This is a genomic window from Pseudomonas luteola NBRC 103146 (assembly GCF_002091675.1).
Taxonomy (GTDB): domain Bacteria; phylum Pseudomonadota; class Gammaproteobacteria; order Pseudomonadales; family Pseudomonadaceae; genus Chryseomonas; species Chryseomonas luteola.
In genome coordinates this window covers 118,127-131,964 of the sequence record NZ_BDAE01000012.1, presented here as the reverse complement: position 1 = coordinate 131,964, position 13,838 = coordinate 118,127, and the positions used below count along the sequence as shown (strand labels likewise).

Annotated in this window: 14 protein-coding genes; 4 read left to right on the top strand and 10 right to left on the bottom strand. The window is 56.2% G+C overall.

The features are described 5' to 3' along the window. The first annotated feature begins 24 nt into the window (after nucleotides 1–24). Together PLU01S_RS14470 and PLU01S_RS14465 are read left to right on the top strand one after the other, a co-directional pair. Complete coding sequence (locus PLU01S_RS14470; protein ID WP_074826111.1) at nucleotides 25–837, top strand: carbon-nitrogen hydrolase family protein; 813 nt, start codon at nucleotides 25–27, stop codon at nucleotides 835–837. Nucleotides 838–940: 103 nt separating this feature from the next. Beyond that, complete coding sequence (locus PLU01S_RS14465; protein WP_074826106.1) at nucleotides 941–2,263, top strand: APC family permease; 1,323 nt, start codon at nucleotides 941–943, stop codon at nucleotides 2,261–2,263. A gap of 90 nt (nucleotides 2,264–2,353) precedes the next feature. Here the strand turns inward: PLU01S_RS14465 and PLU01S_RS14460 are convergent, their stop codons facing one another. From PLU01S_RS14460 to PLU01S_RS14430, 7 genes are all read right to left on the bottom strand, one after another. Beyond that, nucleotides 2,354–2,773: an SRPBCC family protein gene (locus PLU01S_RS14460; RefSeq protein ID WP_019366225.1), complete on the bottom strand. Its 420-nt coding sequence runs from the start codon at nucleotides 2,771–2,773 to the stop codon at nucleotides 2,354–2,356. A 102-nt stretch (nucleotides 2,774–2,875) separates the two neighbouring features. Next, nucleotides 2,876–3,679 (bottom strand): 2,5-didehydrogluconate reductase DkgB, encoded by an 804-nt coding sequence (dkgB, locus tag PLU01S_RS14455; RefSeq protein WP_074826103.1) that lies wholly within the window; start codon nucleotides 3,677–3,679, stop codon nucleotides 2,876–2,878. A 209-nt stretch (nucleotides 3,680–3,888) separates the two neighbouring features. Then, entirely contained in the window at nucleotides 3,889–5,301 is a 1,413-nt protein-coding gene (locus tag PLU01S_RS14450) for an MFS transporter (RefSeq protein WP_074826100.1), read from the bottom strand. A gap of 373 nt (nucleotides 5,302–5,674) precedes the next feature. Continuing rightward, entirely contained in the window at nucleotides 5,675–5,947 is a 273-nt protein-coding gene (locus PLU01S_RS14445; protein WP_026004006.1) for a DUF2790 domain-containing protein, read from the bottom strand. 262 nt (nucleotides 5,948–6,209) lie between these two features. Beyond that, nucleotides 6,210–7,010, bottom strand: coding sequence for a sulfite exporter TauE/SafE family protein (locus PLU01S_RS14440; RefSeq protein WP_074826097.1), 801 nt, complete (start codon nucleotides 7,008–7,010; stop codon nucleotides 6,210–6,212). A gap of 13 nt (nucleotides 7,011–7,023) precedes the next feature. Beyond that, nucleotides 7,024–8,589, bottom strand: coding sequence for a bifunctional protein tyrosine phosphatase family protein/NAD(P)/FAD-dependent oxidoreductase (locus PLU01S_RS14435; RefSeq protein ID WP_074826095.1), 1,566 nt, complete (start codon nucleotides 8,587–8,589; stop codon nucleotides 7,024–7,026). Nucleotides 8,590–8,661: 72 nt separating this feature from the next. Beyond that, nucleotides 8,662–8,997, bottom strand: a complete 336-nt coding sequence (locus PLU01S_RS14430; protein ID WP_010799015.1) for an ArsR/SmtB family transcription factor — start codon at nucleotides 8,995–8,997, stop codon at nucleotides 8,662–8,664. Nucleotides 8,998–9,093: 96 nt separating this feature from the next. Here PLU01S_RS14430 and PLU01S_RS14425 point away from each other — a divergent pair, with 96 nt between their 5' ends. Then, nucleotides 9,094–9,957, top strand: coding sequence for an MBL fold metallo-hydrolase (locus PLU01S_RS14425; RefSeq protein WP_074826090.1), 864 nt, complete (start codon nucleotides 9,094–9,096; stop codon nucleotides 9,955–9,957). 8 nt (nucleotides 9,958–9,965) lie between these two features. Here PLU01S_RS14425 and PLU01S_RS14420 read toward each other — a convergent pair whose 3' ends face one another. Beyond that, nucleotides 9,966–10,274: a hypothetical protein gene (locus tag PLU01S_RS14420; RefSeq protein WP_010799017.1), complete on the bottom strand. Its 309-nt coding sequence runs from the start codon at nucleotides 10,272–10,274 to the stop codon at nucleotides 9,966–9,968. Nucleotides 10,275–10,416: 142 nt separating this feature from the next. Further along, nucleotides 10,417–10,734 carry a hypothetical protein gene (locus PLU01S_RS14415; protein WP_074826084.1) on the bottom strand — a complete coding sequence of 106 codons (318 nt, stop codon included), beginning with the start codon at nucleotides 10,732–10,734 and terminating at the stop codon, nucleotides 10,417–10,419. Between the two features lie 370 nt (nucleotides 10,735–11,104). On the opposite strand from PLU01S_RS14415, the gene feaR reads away from it, so the two are divergent. Further along, nucleotides 11,105–12,046 (top strand): transcriptional regulator FeaR, encoded by a 942-nt coding sequence (feaR, locus tag PLU01S_RS14410; protein ID WP_074826081.1) that lies wholly within the window; start codon nucleotides 11,105–11,107, stop codon nucleotides 12,044–12,046. A gap of 26 nt (nucleotides 12,047–12,072) precedes the next feature. Here the strand turns inward: feaR and PLU01S_RS14405 are convergent, their stop codons facing one another. Then, nucleotides 12,073–13,575 carry an aldehyde dehydrogenase family protein gene (locus tag PLU01S_RS14405; protein ID WP_074826077.1) on the bottom strand — a complete coding sequence of 501 codons (1,503 nt, stop codon included), beginning with the start codon at nucleotides 13,573–13,575 and terminating at the stop codon, nucleotides 12,073–12,075. Nucleotides 13,576–13,838 lie beyond the last annotated feature (263 nt).

Genomic DNA, 13,838 nt, shown 5'->3' with positions numbered 1-13,838 from the left:
CGGCTGATGTATCAAGGAGCATTCATGAAGATTGAACTGGCCCAGGTGGCTGGCCGTGATGGCGACAAGGCTTACAACCTGCAAACGGCATTGGCGGCTATCGAAGCCTGTGCACCGGATACACAGCTTATTGTGTTTCCAGAAACGCACCTCAGCGGTTTTCCAACCCATGAAAACGTGGCAGATGTCGCCGAGCCCATTGATGGCCCGACGATCAGTCGGGTTCGTCAGGCTGCGCATGCCAGACAGGTCTCGGTCGCCATCGGCTTTGCTGAAGCGGATGGCGAGCGTTATTACAACACCACGCTTCTGATTACCCCGGATGAAATTGCGCTGCGTTACCGGAAGACGCACTTGTGGTCGTCGGATCAGGGAGTGCTATCGCCTGGTGACCGCTTTGCGACCTGTCTATGGAACGGTGTTCGGGTCGGTCTGCTGATCTGCTATGACATCGAGTTTCCCGAAACCGCCCGCGCGCTGGCGCAACTGGGTGCACAGCTCATTATCGTAACCAACGGCAACATGGACCCTTATGGGCCTGTACACCGAGCCGCGATCATGGCCCGCGCAATCGAAAATCAGGCGTTTGCCGTGATGGTGAACCGCGTGGGTGAAGGCGATGGCGACCTCACCTTTGCAGGAGGCAGTGCGGTAGTCGATCCCTTTGGAAATATGCTGGTTGAGGCCGGTCGGGAAGAGGCGCACTTGAGCGCATCGCTGGACCTGAGCCAGCTTCAGGCGGTGCGCAAGGATTATCGGTATCTCAATGACCGTCGCCTGAGTTTGCCGGGAGAGCTGATCGAGCAACCGGGAGGGATTCGCGAACTTATTATCTAGGCCAATAAACGTATAACAACAATTATCTTTTTTGCTGATTCAGCACTGCCACAACACCCGACCGCGTAAGCGCGGTATCAACAATCACTATACGGAGTTGTTCATGGCCCATCTGCAACGCACCCTTTCGTTAGGGGCGGTGATGCTGTTCGGCATCGCTTACATGACGCCCATCATTGTGCTCGGCACGTTTGGAATTCTTGCCCAGAGCACAGGTGGGCATGTACCTTCCGCCTACCTGGTAGCGCTGGTTGCCATGTTGTTTACCGCCATCAGTTATGGTCGCATGGCGGCGGCGTTTCCGGTTTCAGGTTCCGCGTATACCTATGTACGCAAGGCTATAAGTCCCAAGCTGGGCTTTATCGCCGGCTGGGCGGTTCTTCTGGACTACCTGTTTCTGCCTATGGCGATCTGGCTGATTGGGGCTGCTTACCTGAGTTCCGCATTTCCCGCTATCCCTCAAGCGGTTTGGGTATTGGGCTTCATCGCACTTACTACGGTGATCAACGTAGTGGGGCTCAAGCTCGCCAGTACGATTAATACAGCCTTGATGCTGGTTCAATTCCTGGTACTGGCTGCCTTTGTGGTGCTGTGCATCCATTATGTACAGGGCTCTGGCGAGCCGTTGTTCACGCTGGCACCGCTTACGGACGGTCATTTGCAGTGGCCGCTGGTCATGAGCGGCGCGGCAATAGCCTGCTATTCGTTTCTTGGATTCGATGCCGTAAGTACCCTGACGGAGGAAACCCGGAATGCGGAGCGTACGATACCCAAGGCAATCCTGCTGGTTACTCTAGTCGGCGGACTGGTGTTTATCCTGGCATCTTATTGGGTCCAGCGGGTACACCCAGGCATGGCGTTCGCCAATGTCGACTCTGCAGCTTATGAGATTGCCCGTAACATTGGCGGCGATATCTTTGTTTCGCTGTTTCTGATGGGGCTGATTGTGGGGCAGTTCACGTCTGGTATGGCTGCGCAGGCCAGCGTCTCACGGCTACTGTTTGCCATGGGCCGTGACGGTGTGCTTCCCCAGTCGTTTTTCGGTCAGCTTTCAAGGCGCTTCGGTACGCCAGTCAACAATCTCGCCCTGTGTGGCGTTGTTGCGTTACTGGCATTGAAGCTGGATGTAGCGACATCGACCTCGTTCATCAACTTCGGCGCATTTCTAGCGTTCAGCCTGGTGAACCTTGCAGTAATCTTTCACTTTTATCTTGGTGCGACTCAGCGCGGTATACGTCAAATCCTGTTGTTTCTCATCTGCCCGTTGCTGGGGCTCAGTGCAGATCTCTACCTCATGATCAGCCTGGACTCGATGGCCATTCTATTAGGGCTGAGCTGGCTCGCACTCGGAGTTATCTACCTAGGCAAACTCACGCACGGGTTTCGTACTCAACCGCCGGAAATGCAGTTCAGCGAAGCGGAGTAGCGGGCCGTTCAGGTTTATCACGGCAGGCCTCGAAGGGCCGCCGTGAGGTTGCAAAAGCAGGCGTATCGTTGCTTTTATGTTTTCAAGCGGCTACCGAGCCTCGACTGCCTGCTTGAGCGCCGTCAGCCCATCTTGGTAGAACTGCGTGAATAGACTTTCAGCCTCCGCCTGGCTGATATGGGTCGCTGTAAAGGTACAGAACCATTCAACCTTGGCGCTCTTTCCTGATACATCCGTGAGTACACGCAGCGTAGAGTCGTAGTCCTTGATCGGGGCAGGTCCTTCGATGATGGTGTAGCGGTAGCTTTTTTCAGCCTCGTTAAAGCTTAACAGCCGCTCAATGATGACGTTACCTTCGATATCCTTCAGATGTCGGACCCGACCCCCTTCACTCAGCTGACTTTCGACTACAAACGGCAGCCAGTCAGGCAGGGAGCCGAAGCCTCCCATAAGTTGCCATATCTGATCAGCATCCACATCGATCTCGATCGAAGCATAGGCGTTGGTCACAGCGATTCTCCTTGCATGAAAGAAACAGGGCAGGCCAGCATTCGGCCTGAAGACAATAGAACGGCATTGGAAGAGTACCGTACGTTACGGTCATGCAAGTGATTAATCCCAAGCGGGTGCAAGCCCTTCAGGGCTGACCTCCCGAGCGTTTCGCTCAAGTAAGGCGATTTTTGCCATGTCCTCCTGATCCAGACGCAGCTCTGGGGCTAACAGATTGCTGGCCAGATTCTCTAACTTGGTCGATGAAGGGATGACTGCATATCCCAGCTGTAACGCCCAAGCGAGGGTAACTTGCGCTGGGGTTGCCTGATGCTTATGGGCAATGGCATTAATGACAGGGTCCTTGAGTACCTTCCCGTAGGCCAGAGTCATATAGGAGGTCACTGGAATATTCTGCTCCTGCAAATATTGAACAAGCTTACGGTTCTGCAGATAAGGGCTAAGCTCAATCTGGTTAGTGGCAATGGCATCCGTACCAACAATGTCGATGGCTTGTCGGGTCAGTTCGATGTTGAAGTTGGAGATACCGATCTGGCGTGTCAGGCCCTGGTGCTGCGCCTGGGCCAATGCTTCCATAAATTCGGGTAGCCCCACACCATTACCCGGTGCGGGCCAGTGGATCAACGTCAGATCCACGAAGTCGATCCGGAGTTTTTTCAGGCTTTCCTGCAGGCTGGGAATCAGTTTGTCTTTGGCGTAGTGGTCTACCCAGATTTTCGTCGTGATAAAGAGTTGTTCGCGTGCGATACCGCTTTCGGCAATCGCTTGCCCAATGTCTGCTTCGTTGTTGTAGATCTGTGCGGTATCGATTGCACGATAGCCCAAGTCAAGAGCGTGGCGTACCGAGTTGATGACGGTCTGTCCTGTGAGGCGGAAGGTGCCAAGGCCAAAGGAAGGAATACTCATAACGGGCTCTCCGAAAGGATTGGAGGGACACGGCTGCGTCCCAAGCAAAGGGTTCGGAGCTCAGTGTGATCGGTTGATATCATCTGAATAAGCCCTTAATCCTCAGAATACTTTTGATTTTTACTCAAGGATTACGGGGAGAAGGCCTTTCTCAAGTCAGGCGGGGCAGGACGTTGGTCGTCTGCCCCAGCGGAACTTGAGGTGATCGATTACAGAGGCGCCTCACCTTTGAGCGCCGGCGGTTGATCACTGGAGCGCTGGATGGGCCCGTGTGAGGAACCATGGTCATGTTGCCTAATGGGCGTCGCGTTATGTGAGGGGGTTTTAACGTTGAGAATCAGCAAGGCGGCCAGGATAGCCGGAATAGCAGCCAGCACAATGATGGTTTGGGCTGGCAAATGCAGGCCGAGCAGCAGACTACCCAGGAGAGGCCCGAGAATCGAGCCAAAGCGGCCAATGCCCAACGTCCAACCTGCGCCAGTTGCGCGTACATGCGCGGGGTAGAAATTGCTTGCGAAGGCATTCAAGGTCAGTTGACCACCTATGGTGCAAAAGCCCGCGGCAAATACGAACACCAACAGCAGGGCCTGATACTGATGTGTCAGCCCAAGCAGTACGGTAAATGCGGCTGCGCCCGCCAGGATACAGCTCAGCAAGCGAACCTTGCTGGCCACCCGGTCCATGAAGTATGCCAGGAGCATGGCACCCAATGTACCGGCAAACAAAAACATCGACGTGGCAAGGTTTGCCGAGTTTCGCTGCATACCGCTTTCCTGAAGGAGAGAGGGCAACCAGCTGATCATGAAATACAGCAGGATCAGGCTGACAAAAAACGTCGCCCAGAGAAACAGGGTAGGCCTTGCGTATCCATTACGAAAGAGATCCACCACGGCTATCGTAGAAGCAGGCTCCTGTTGACTGTCAACGGTTGGTGCTGGCGGCTGCCAACCGGCAACCATGCGGGACGTGACAGCGGTCAGCCGGGCGTAAGGCGGGGCATCCCTTAGCAGACGTGGCAGAGACTCAGGTAGCAGCATGAGCAGGAAAGGTAAGAGCAGCAGCGGGGCTACACTTCCTATGACGAATACGGCATGCCAGCCGAAACGATCCATGAACGCCACTGCTACGAAGCCGCCCGCTGCGCCGCCAAACGAGAACCCACAGGCGGCCAATGTGACCATTAGGGTACGCAACCTGGGTGGTGAGTAGTCCGACATCAGTGCCATTGCGCTGGGCATAGCGCCGCCCATCCCCAGGCCACAAAAAAAGCGCAGTATCGCCAGTCCCTGCAACGAGTCGATATAGACGGTGACGAAGGTAAGGCAGGCATACAGCAGAACGCAGCTCATGAGCACTCGCCGGATACCTACGCGGTCCGCAAGTGGTGTAACGAGCAGAGAGCCAACGGTTAGGCCGATCAGGTTTGCACTGAAGACCGGTCCAAAGGCCGATTTCTCCAGTCCCCATTCCTGGGCGATAGATGGCACCACGTAGCCCAGTAGCTGAGCGTCATAACCGTCACTGATGAGCAAGAGCGCCAGCAACGCCAGTATCTGCCATTGATAGCGTGATACGGGATGTGAATCGAGAGCATCGCGAAAGCTGGTTATTTGGTTCTGCATTGCCAATACCTTTTGTTTTTATTTGTGCAGGCAAAATGGGCGCGTAAATCAACTAGTGGTCAGAGAAAGGCAGTTCTGGAGATCAATCAAAATATCAGTCGAAATCGTAAATCGATTACGTTCTGTGTAATCTTTAGTGTGGTGGGGAGGTCTGTCAAGTTGATCGTGCTGCGGTGTGTACTCGCAAGGGGCGCAGCGCTATGCCATGCGGATGAGCATCGGATGTCCGATGGCCGGATCAAGAGGTCAGAGCCGCCTGGAAATCTGCTCTGGAGGTGTGATAGGGACGTTGCGCTTAGTCGGGAGCAAGGAGTGCTGCTGGTGCAGGCCAAGTCTCAAAGCCCCGCGTGGCCGGGGCTTTGTACTGGTCGTATCAACCATTCGTATTTTGCCGTTCAACGCTTTCCAGGTACTGCAATTTATGCACGTTGCCTTGATGATCCTGATACACCATGGTGGCAGGTTCGGCATTGTTGAGGTCGTTCGTGTCGGCCTTTTCGATCGAAATGACTTTGGCGACATCAACCTTCATGCCGTAGTGATACTGTTCCACCGGAAGGTTGTCTTGTGCCGAACGGGAATCTGCAGCAAACGCGCCGGTAGCGAAGGCTGAGGCAAGCAGGGCAGTAGCAATGGCGTATTTCATGATAATGACCTCTTCGATGGGGTGGTTGGTTTCGATGAGGTCATTGAATCGCACGCACCTACTATGCGTGAAATCGATCCTACTGGTGCCAACTATTGCTATCAATGATGGGTGAAGCGTGGAAGTGTGCTGGCTAAGATAGTCGTCTGCTGTACTAAGCGTTCCCGTGGTCTTACGGTAGTAAGGGTCTGTCTGAAACCCAGATCAGTTTGATCGATTGAATCCTCCCTTGCGGCTAAAGGATCAGATTAATCGGAGCTGATTAGAAAACAGTCATGAACAGGTAAACGCAGACACCCAGGCAAAGCACCGCAAACGACCGCTGCAAGAGGTGGTCCGGTAAATGCTTGCACAGCAGGCGCCCGGCAAGCATGCCTAAAAGCGTGGCACCTATGAAAAGCTCTGCCTGCAAGCCAAGCGTGACGCCGCGATAAAGCGCACCGGCTGCGGTACCCAGGGAAATCAGCGCCACCATCATCAGCGAAGTGGCCACGATGCCCTGCATGCGGATATCGCTGCATTGGCGCAAGGCCGGGACGATCAGAAAGCCGCCCCCCACACCGAGCATACCGGTCAACAGGCCCGACAGGCTTCCGATGATCGAAAGCGTAGCCAGGCATCGACCATTCCAATGCAGGCGTCCAGTCGTTGGATCCAGCATGCAATTTTTTTGAAGCGGGCCGTGAGTCGTACAGGCTTGATCTACCGTAGCCCGACTCTGAAGCAGCATACGGATGGCAACAAACAACATGATCAGGCAGAAGCAAAGCATGAGGGTACGATTGGGCAAGTGATGCGCCAGCTGACTTCCAAGTGGCGAAAAGCAAAGTCCCAACGCGGCCATGAGTAGCGCCGCCCGATATCGCACCAGACCTTTGCGCAGCCCGTCCACCGCACCCAGGGTCGCCGCGGTGCCGATTGCAAGCAGCGCAACGGGAGCAGCCTGAGAGAGGGCCCAGCCCAGACCAAGCGTCAATGCCGGGATCGCCAAGATACCTCCGCCTGCGCCTGTCAGGCCTAACACAAGGCCGATACCGATTCCGAGAAGAGAGGCCAGCAGCACGAAGCGGGTTCCCTTAATTCTGGGCGCAGCGGGTAAGCCACTCACGGCCCTTGAGCATGCCGTTCCAGTAGAAGCGGGGCAGTACGCTGGCCTTCAGCAACCAGGCGGATTTACGCGGCACTTTGGGATCAAAGGGAAAGGTCGGCAAAAGCTTTCCACCATAACCAAACTCGGCCAGGATCACCTTGCCTTTTTCGACGGTAAGTGGGCAGGAGCCGTAACCATCATATCGGCTTGGCAGGGGATGCCCCTTGCGCAAGGCCAGCAGATTTTCTGCTACGACCACGATCTGCTTGCGTGCCGCTGCCGCCGTCTTGGCGTTGGTGGTGCCGCACACATCACCCAAGGCAAATATGTCTGGATGACGAGGATGCTGAAGGGTGGCCGGATCGACCTCAAGCCAGCCCGCCGCATCGGCCAGCGTACTACGCCGAACTACATCAGGTGCCTGTTGCGGTGGCACCACATGCAGGAGGTCGAACGCTTTGGCTTGACGGCTCACGCTACCGTCAGCGGCGGTAACTTCGAACCAGGCGGTTTTGCCAGGACCGTCGACAGCAACCAGATTGGACTGAAAAGCCAGTGATGCCTGATATTTCTCTACATACGCCATCAGAGGCGGGACAAAGGCCGGTACGCCAAACAGCGCTGCGCCTGCCAGGTTGAATTCGACCTGGATGTTCTTCAGCACCCCTTGTCGCAGCCAGTGATCGCAGGACAGGTACATGGCTTTTTGGGGCGCACCGGCACATTTGATCGGCATACCCGGTTGAGTGAATAGCGCCTTCCCATGCCTCAGGTTTCGGACCAGCTCCCAGGTGTAAGGGGCCAGGTCATACCGGTAATTGGACGTCACACCCTGTTGGCCCAGCGTGTCTTCCAGCCCAGTGATGCGCTCCCACGCCAGTTGCAGACCGGGACAGATGATCAGTTGCTGATAACCCAGTTGCTTACCGTTGCTGAGCAGCACGCTCTGGCGCTCCGGGGCGAACGCGCTGACCGATGCCTGAATCCAAGTGACACCGTGCGGCATGACGCTGGCCATCGGGCGAACCGTGTCCGCTGCGTCGTAGGCTCCACCCCCTACAAGCGTCCAGGCGGGTTGATAGTAATGATGATCGCTGGGCTCGACCACGGCGAGTTTCAACTCAGGGGCGCGGCGCAGCAGGCTGGCAGCGACGCCGATGCCAGCTGACCCACCGCCCATGATGACGACGTCGTATTGGCTACTTGCCGCTTCGTTCTCGCACGCCATTCGGTACAGTTGGGTAGAGCGGTTACCTGTGCGACAGAACGCCAGAATCGGATGGGGGAGCGTGCTGAGTAACGCCTGTAACTGCTGGGCCTGCCCCTCATGAAGGGTGCTGGGTATGACAGGGAGATAGACAAAGCTCAAGCCCAATGCTTCGGCATGGCGCCGAAGTTGTTCGCTAAGAGGCTGTTCTGGTCCACCTTCATGATCCGGTCGATTGCAGATGATGCTGCGGTAGCCTTGCTGAGCGATGCCAGGCAGGTCATCGAGCTGTAGCTGTCCGCACGTAGCGAACGTTTCATCGAGTCGGTTGATGGGGTAGTCCATGGGCAACTCCAGACAGCGTAGGAAACAACAAAAAAGTCTATGGCGAGACAGGTTGAACGTAGAGATGACTCTTTACTGCACGCTTTTCAGGGCCTGACCGCAGTACAGGCTGGACAGTGTCTGCATGACGGAGACGACCTCGAAACTGGCAAGGGCGTAATAGATGTACTTGCCTTCGCGACGCGTATTGACCAGTCCTTCTTCCCGAAGGACGCTCAGCTGTTGAGAAAGCGTCGGTTGGCGGATACCCGTCAGGTCTTCCAGCTCGCCCACATTGCGCTCACCCTGGGTCAGCTGACAGAGCAGCAGGAGGCGGTCTTCGTTGGCCAGCGCTTTCAGCAGTGTGCAGGCTTTTGAAGCAGAGGCCCTGAGCAGAGCGACTTCGGTGGTAGAAAGCTGAGTTGCCATTGGTCCCTTCCTCGTCATGCGTCCAATCAGTCTATTTTCATACAATATATAATTCAATATATTATAAAAAGGTAGATCGATGGAGAGGTAATAGACATGACTCCTTTAGTACAGGCATTTTTCGATGCCGACACGGCTACCATCAGCTATGTGGTATTCGAGGTGGATGGTTCGGAATGCGCCATCATCGATTCGGTATTGAATTACGATGCCAAGGCCGGGCGAACCAGCACACATGGGGCTGACCGGATCATTGCATTTATTCAGGAGCATAGTCTCAAGGTGCAATGGTTGCTTGAGACCCATGCCCACGCTGATCATCTTTCTGCATCGGCTTACCTGAAACGTATGCTGGGAGGCAAGATTGCCATTGGCGCTCCCATCCGCCAGGTTCAGGGCGTTTTCCGTGATGTTTTCAACCTGGAGCCTGAGTTCCGGTTGGACGGCTCACAATTCGATTATCTGTTCGAGCCGGACGAGCTGTTTCACATTGGCCGTTTAGCGGCGCGTGCGCTGCATGTTCCAGGGCATACACCCGCGGATATGGCCTATCAGGTAGCGGAGCATTCGGTATTCGTAGGCGACACATTGTTCATGCCTGACGTAGGAACCGCACGGTGCGATTTTCCCGGTGGCAGTGCCCGTCAACTGTACCGTTCCATCAAGCGGATACTGGCGCTACCGGCCGAGACGACATTGTACCTGTGCCACGACTATCCACCCGCTGGGCGAGAGGTATGTTGGAAGACGACGGTGGCTGAGCAAAGGTCCAGCAATATCCATGTGCACGACGGTATTGCCGAAGATGCCTTTGTTGAGATGCGCAGCCGTCGGGACGCAACGCTATCGATGCCGACGCTTATTCTGCCGTCGATCCAGATCAATATCCGGGCGGGTGAAATGCCACCTGCAGATGAGTCCGGGGCGACCTTCCTGAAAATTCCGATCAATCGCCTTTAGGCAGGGCGTCAGTCTTCTTCCCAGAACGTCGGGCAGTTTAGTTTCAATGCGCGGGCTTTGGCAGCGTGCATGGCCGCTTCGAGTTCCTCCGGGGTGGCCTTCTGCTCGGTCTTGGCGTATGTCCAGGTTGCCAGGGCGACGTAGCAACTGGAGTAGAGCTCGGCAAGGGAGCGGCATTCCGACTGGCGGCTGACCTGGTCAAGCGGGAGGGGACGCGCCTGCAAGGTGGTTTCAACGGGTGTCAGCGAGCGGCTCTGGCATCCACTTAGTAGCAGGACTGCCATGAGCATAAAACCAGTGAAGAGGCGATGGGTCATGTGTTCTGTTCGTAACGGATAGGACGGCAAGTGTAACGACCCAGGCAGGCTTGGCCTATCGGCGGCAGTAGTTATCCAGGATCGGCCACCTGATACAGGCGCCAGGGCAAGGTCATGCCTTACGCTGGCACCCTGCAACGTATTAGAACGCGGCTTTCTTTTGTGGCCCCTTGAAATGCCGACCGCGAGGCAGGCGGCTGCCATCGGCCAGCTTGTTTTGCCACTCGGCAAACGCAACGCTACGGGTACGGTAGGTTACGGACTGCTCAACAGGCTGTGCCTTGGCAGCCGGTACGGGAGCAACAATCTCCTGAGCCTGAGTGTCGGTTACTGTTGCCGCTGCATAAGCCGCCGAGCGCAGGCATGTCTTGCAGGTAACCTGATCAGGCTGGGTGGAGGCATTAGGACTGCTGCGGCCGCAAGCAACTTGATCTGTGCCGGTGGAGTAGTGCATTACCATGGTATTACTTCCTTTCAGTACAAGCTAAAACAGTCGCCGCTTTGCAATGCGACGAGGTATTGCAGCGGATTGAGGACGGCCTCGGGGCAGCGTGTGCTCATTGGCGTGAGTAGTACCTCGCCTTCGAAATCACCCCTCGACTTTCAAAATCCAAACAAAAAAAGGCGTAGTTTAACGGGTTATCGCCATTTAGTCTTTTTTGGCGGGCGCAAACTGCCGCAGTGGCAGGGAACATGGCATAGTGAAATGAGAGGTCGGTCATCAGCTCATATGGAATCAGGGCTTGCACCTCTGTAGTTTCGTAGTAAATTGATAACATGTTAACTATCTACAAGAACAACAGGCTGAATGACAGCCGAGGTGAAATGCCATGCAAGTCCAACGTCTCGATGCGTTTTCGATCTGGCTAGAAACGATTCGCGCTTTTTGTGGCCGCCGGTTTACCGCGCAGCCCTCGTTGACCGGTTCGCTGTTTATCGGCGAGCTTACCCAGCGGCGTATAGCCGGACTTGAACTGGCCATGGTCAAGACCAACGCGGCCTGTCTGGCTCGCAAACGAGGGCATGATCAAGATGGTGATCGATACTGCTTTCTGGTCATGCAGCGATCCGGGCGAGCACAGATCACGCAGCATGGGCATACCATCGATCTGGTGCCCGGTGAGATGGCGCTGGTTGATTCTGCAGGCGCCTGCGAAATCACTCCGCTTGGTTTGATGGAGCATTGCTCGATTCATCTTCCCCGCGAGGCAGTGTCCAGGCATCTGGCCGATCAACAGCATATTTTTGGCAAGCTTAATTCAGGCAGTGCCAGCGGCCGGTTGCTTCGGCTGATCTGTACCCAGCTGGCCGAGGGTATGCCGGCACAGGAATGGCAGGATGATGAAGGGGAGGCGCTCCAGGATTCGCTGATCAGCCTGTTGAAACCCGCCTTGACAGCCAGTGCGCCCACAATGGCCGTTGAGCTCCAGGCCAAGGGCGGCGTACTGCGAAGCGGAGTAGAACAGCTGATCCACGACCAGCTGGCCGATGCGTCCTTGAGCCCTGCCAAACTGGCGGCGCAGCTAGGCATTTCCATCCGCCAGCTGTATCGGCTATTCGAAGAAGAGGGCGATAGCGTCTGCCGTTATATCCAGCGTGCCCGACTTGCACGCAGCGCTGCCGATCTGCTCGATCAGCGTCTGGTCAACGAGTCGATCACAGACATTGCTTTCAAATGGGGTTTTACCGACTCGGCTCACTTCAGCCGGACGTTCAAGAAGCACTTCGAAAGGTCCCCGCGGGACTACCGTAGCCAGTCGATGACGGCCTGAGCATGCTCAGGCCGCGTTCATCAGGCTCAGTAGGCAATACACACGGATTTGAGTTCGGTAAAGGCTTCGACAGCGCCGCGGCCGAACTCCCGCCCAATACCGGATTGCTTGTAGCCCCCAAAAGGCAGGTTCGGGTCGACCGGTACGTGGCTGTTGACCCAGACCGTGCCCGCCTCGATGCGGGGAATGAGGTCCATGGCACGGGTCAGATCATTGGTCCAGAGACTGGCCGTGAGACCGTATTGGCTGTCGTTGACCATATGGATGGCTTCATCCAGTGAGTCGTAAGCGATAACGGACAATACCGGTCCGAAAATCTCCTCGCGCGCCGCCGCCATATGGTGTTCAACGTTGGCCAACACAGTAGGCTGGACGTAATAGCCGGGCAGGTCGGGTGCATTGCCTCCCGTCGTGACAGTAGCTCCTTGCTGGCGTGCCAGCTCTAGATGCTGAAGAACACTGCCCTGGTGCCGGCGTGAAACGACCGGGTTGATTTGTGTGGTTGGGTCCAGCCCCGGCCCGATCTTCATGCCGTTTACCGCGGCGCTAAGCGCTTCGACATAGTCCGCTTTTAGCGCATGCGGCACGTAGATGCGCGAAGCGGCGGCGCATACCTGACCCTGATTGAGTAGGCCGCCCATGAGCGCGCCTGCAACTGCTTTTTCAAGGTCGGCGTCTTGTAGCAGCACCATAGGGTTCTTGCCACCGAGCTCCAGGGAGAATCGTGTCATGTTTTGCAGGGCGGCAGTCCCGATCTGCTTGCCGATGGCCGTAGAGCCGGTAAAGGACACCTTGCTGACGTTGGGGTGCGCCACCAGTGCGGCACCTGCTACCGAGCCGCGGCCGATCAGTACGTTGAATACACCGGGCGGAACGCCGGCCTCTATGGCCAGCTCGGCTACCCGCAGCACGGTAAGAGGCGTTTCTTCCGAGGGCTTGATGATGATGGAGCAGCCACAGGCCAGAGCCGGCATGATCTTCCACAGGGCGATCATGAGCGGGAAATTCCAGGGGACGATGCCTGCCACTACGCCAACTGCCTCACGGCGCGTATAGGCATTGTAACGGGCGCCGGTTGGAACAGGTATCGAGACGTCGAGCGTCTGCCCTTCGAGCTTGGTGGCCCACCCGGCCATGTAACGCATGTATTCAACTGCGCCGCCGACTTCAATCGCGCGGGCAATATGGATCGATTTACCTTGTTCCAGCGTTTCCAGTTGCGCCAGTTCCTCGCCGTGGGCTTCGACGAGATCAGCAAAGCGCAGGAGGGTGCGCTCACGATCAGCCGGTCGAGCCCTGCTCCAGCTGCCCGCGACAAACGCAGCGCGGGCGGACTCGACGATACGGTCTACTTCCTCCCGCTCGGCCAGCCTTACCTGTGAAATGGCCTGGGCCGAAGCGGGATCGTTTACCGCAATGACATCGCCGCGAGAAGCGGTGCTGGGCTGGCCATCCACGAAGCTGGAATGCGTAAGCGACAGAAAACGTTTAACAGTCTCGAGGGGCGTAATGAGTTCGGCATTAGACATAAGGGATTCCTGGCTATTCTCAAGGCTCTAAGGCAAGCGGTGAGGCTTCATGTCCAGAGCTTAGGAGTCGTCAATCAAGAGAGCTTGCATGTCGCTGCCGCAGGGTTTGATCTTCTCTGCCACCCGCAAGGCATCACCCGGTGTGATGAGGCAAGGCGGCTTGCGCTGCCGTGAACGCACCAATCGATTTGAATGGGGTGAGGGACGAAGATGAATTCAGAATGGTTGATTAATATGTTAATTATATGCGATGGTCCCGCTCC

Excerpts from the sequence above, each read along its gene's own strand:
- dkgB (WP_074826103.1), bottom strand. The coding sequence starts at position 3,679 with ATGAGTATTCCTTCCTTTGGCCTTGGCACCTTCCGCCTCACAGGACAG.
- PLU01S_RS14450 (WP_074826100.1), bottom strand. The coding sequence starts at position 5,301 with ATGCAGAACCAAATAACCAGCTTTCGCGATGCTCTCGATTCACATCCC.
- PLU01S_RS14435 (WP_074826095.1), bottom strand. The coding sequence starts at position 8,589 with ATGGACTACCCCATCAACCGACTCGATGAAACGTTCGCTACGTGCGGA.
- PLU01S_RS14405 (WP_074826077.1), bottom strand. The coding sequence starts at position 13,575 with ATGTCTAATGCCGAACTCATTACGCCCCTCGAGACTGTTAAACGTTTT.
- PLU01S_RS14420 (WP_010799017.1), bottom strand. The coding sequence starts at position 10,274 with ATGACCCATCGCCTCTTCACTGGTTTTATGCTCATGGCAGTCCTGCTA.
- PLU01S_RS14425 (WP_074826090.1), top strand. The coding sequence starts at position 9,094 with ATGACTCCTTTAGTACAGGCATTTTTCGATGCCGACACGGCTACCATC.
- feaR (WP_074826081.1), top strand. The coding sequence starts at position 11,105 with ATGCAAGTCCAACGTCTCGATGCGTTTTCGATCTGGCTAGAAACGATT.
- PLU01S_RS14445 (WP_026004006.1), bottom strand. The coding sequence starts at position 5,947 with ATGAAATACGCCATTGCTACTGCCCTGCTTGCCTCAGCCTTCGCTACC.
- PLU01S_RS14465 (WP_074826106.1), top strand. The coding sequence starts at position 941 with ATGGCCCATCTGCAACGCACCCTTTCGTTAGGGGCGGTGATGCTGTTC.
- PLU01S_RS14430 (WP_010799015.1), bottom strand. The coding sequence starts at position 8,997 with ATGGCAACTCAGCTTTCTACCACCGAAGTCGCTCTGCTCAGGGCCTCT.
- PLU01S_RS14415 (WP_074826084.1), bottom strand. The coding sequence starts at position 10,734 with ATGGTAATGCACTACTCCACCGGCACAGATCAAGTTGCTTGCGGCCGC.
- PLU01S_RS14470 (WP_074826111.1), top strand. The coding sequence starts at position 25 with ATGAAGATTGAACTGGCCCAGGTGGCTGGCCGTGATGGCGACAAGGCT.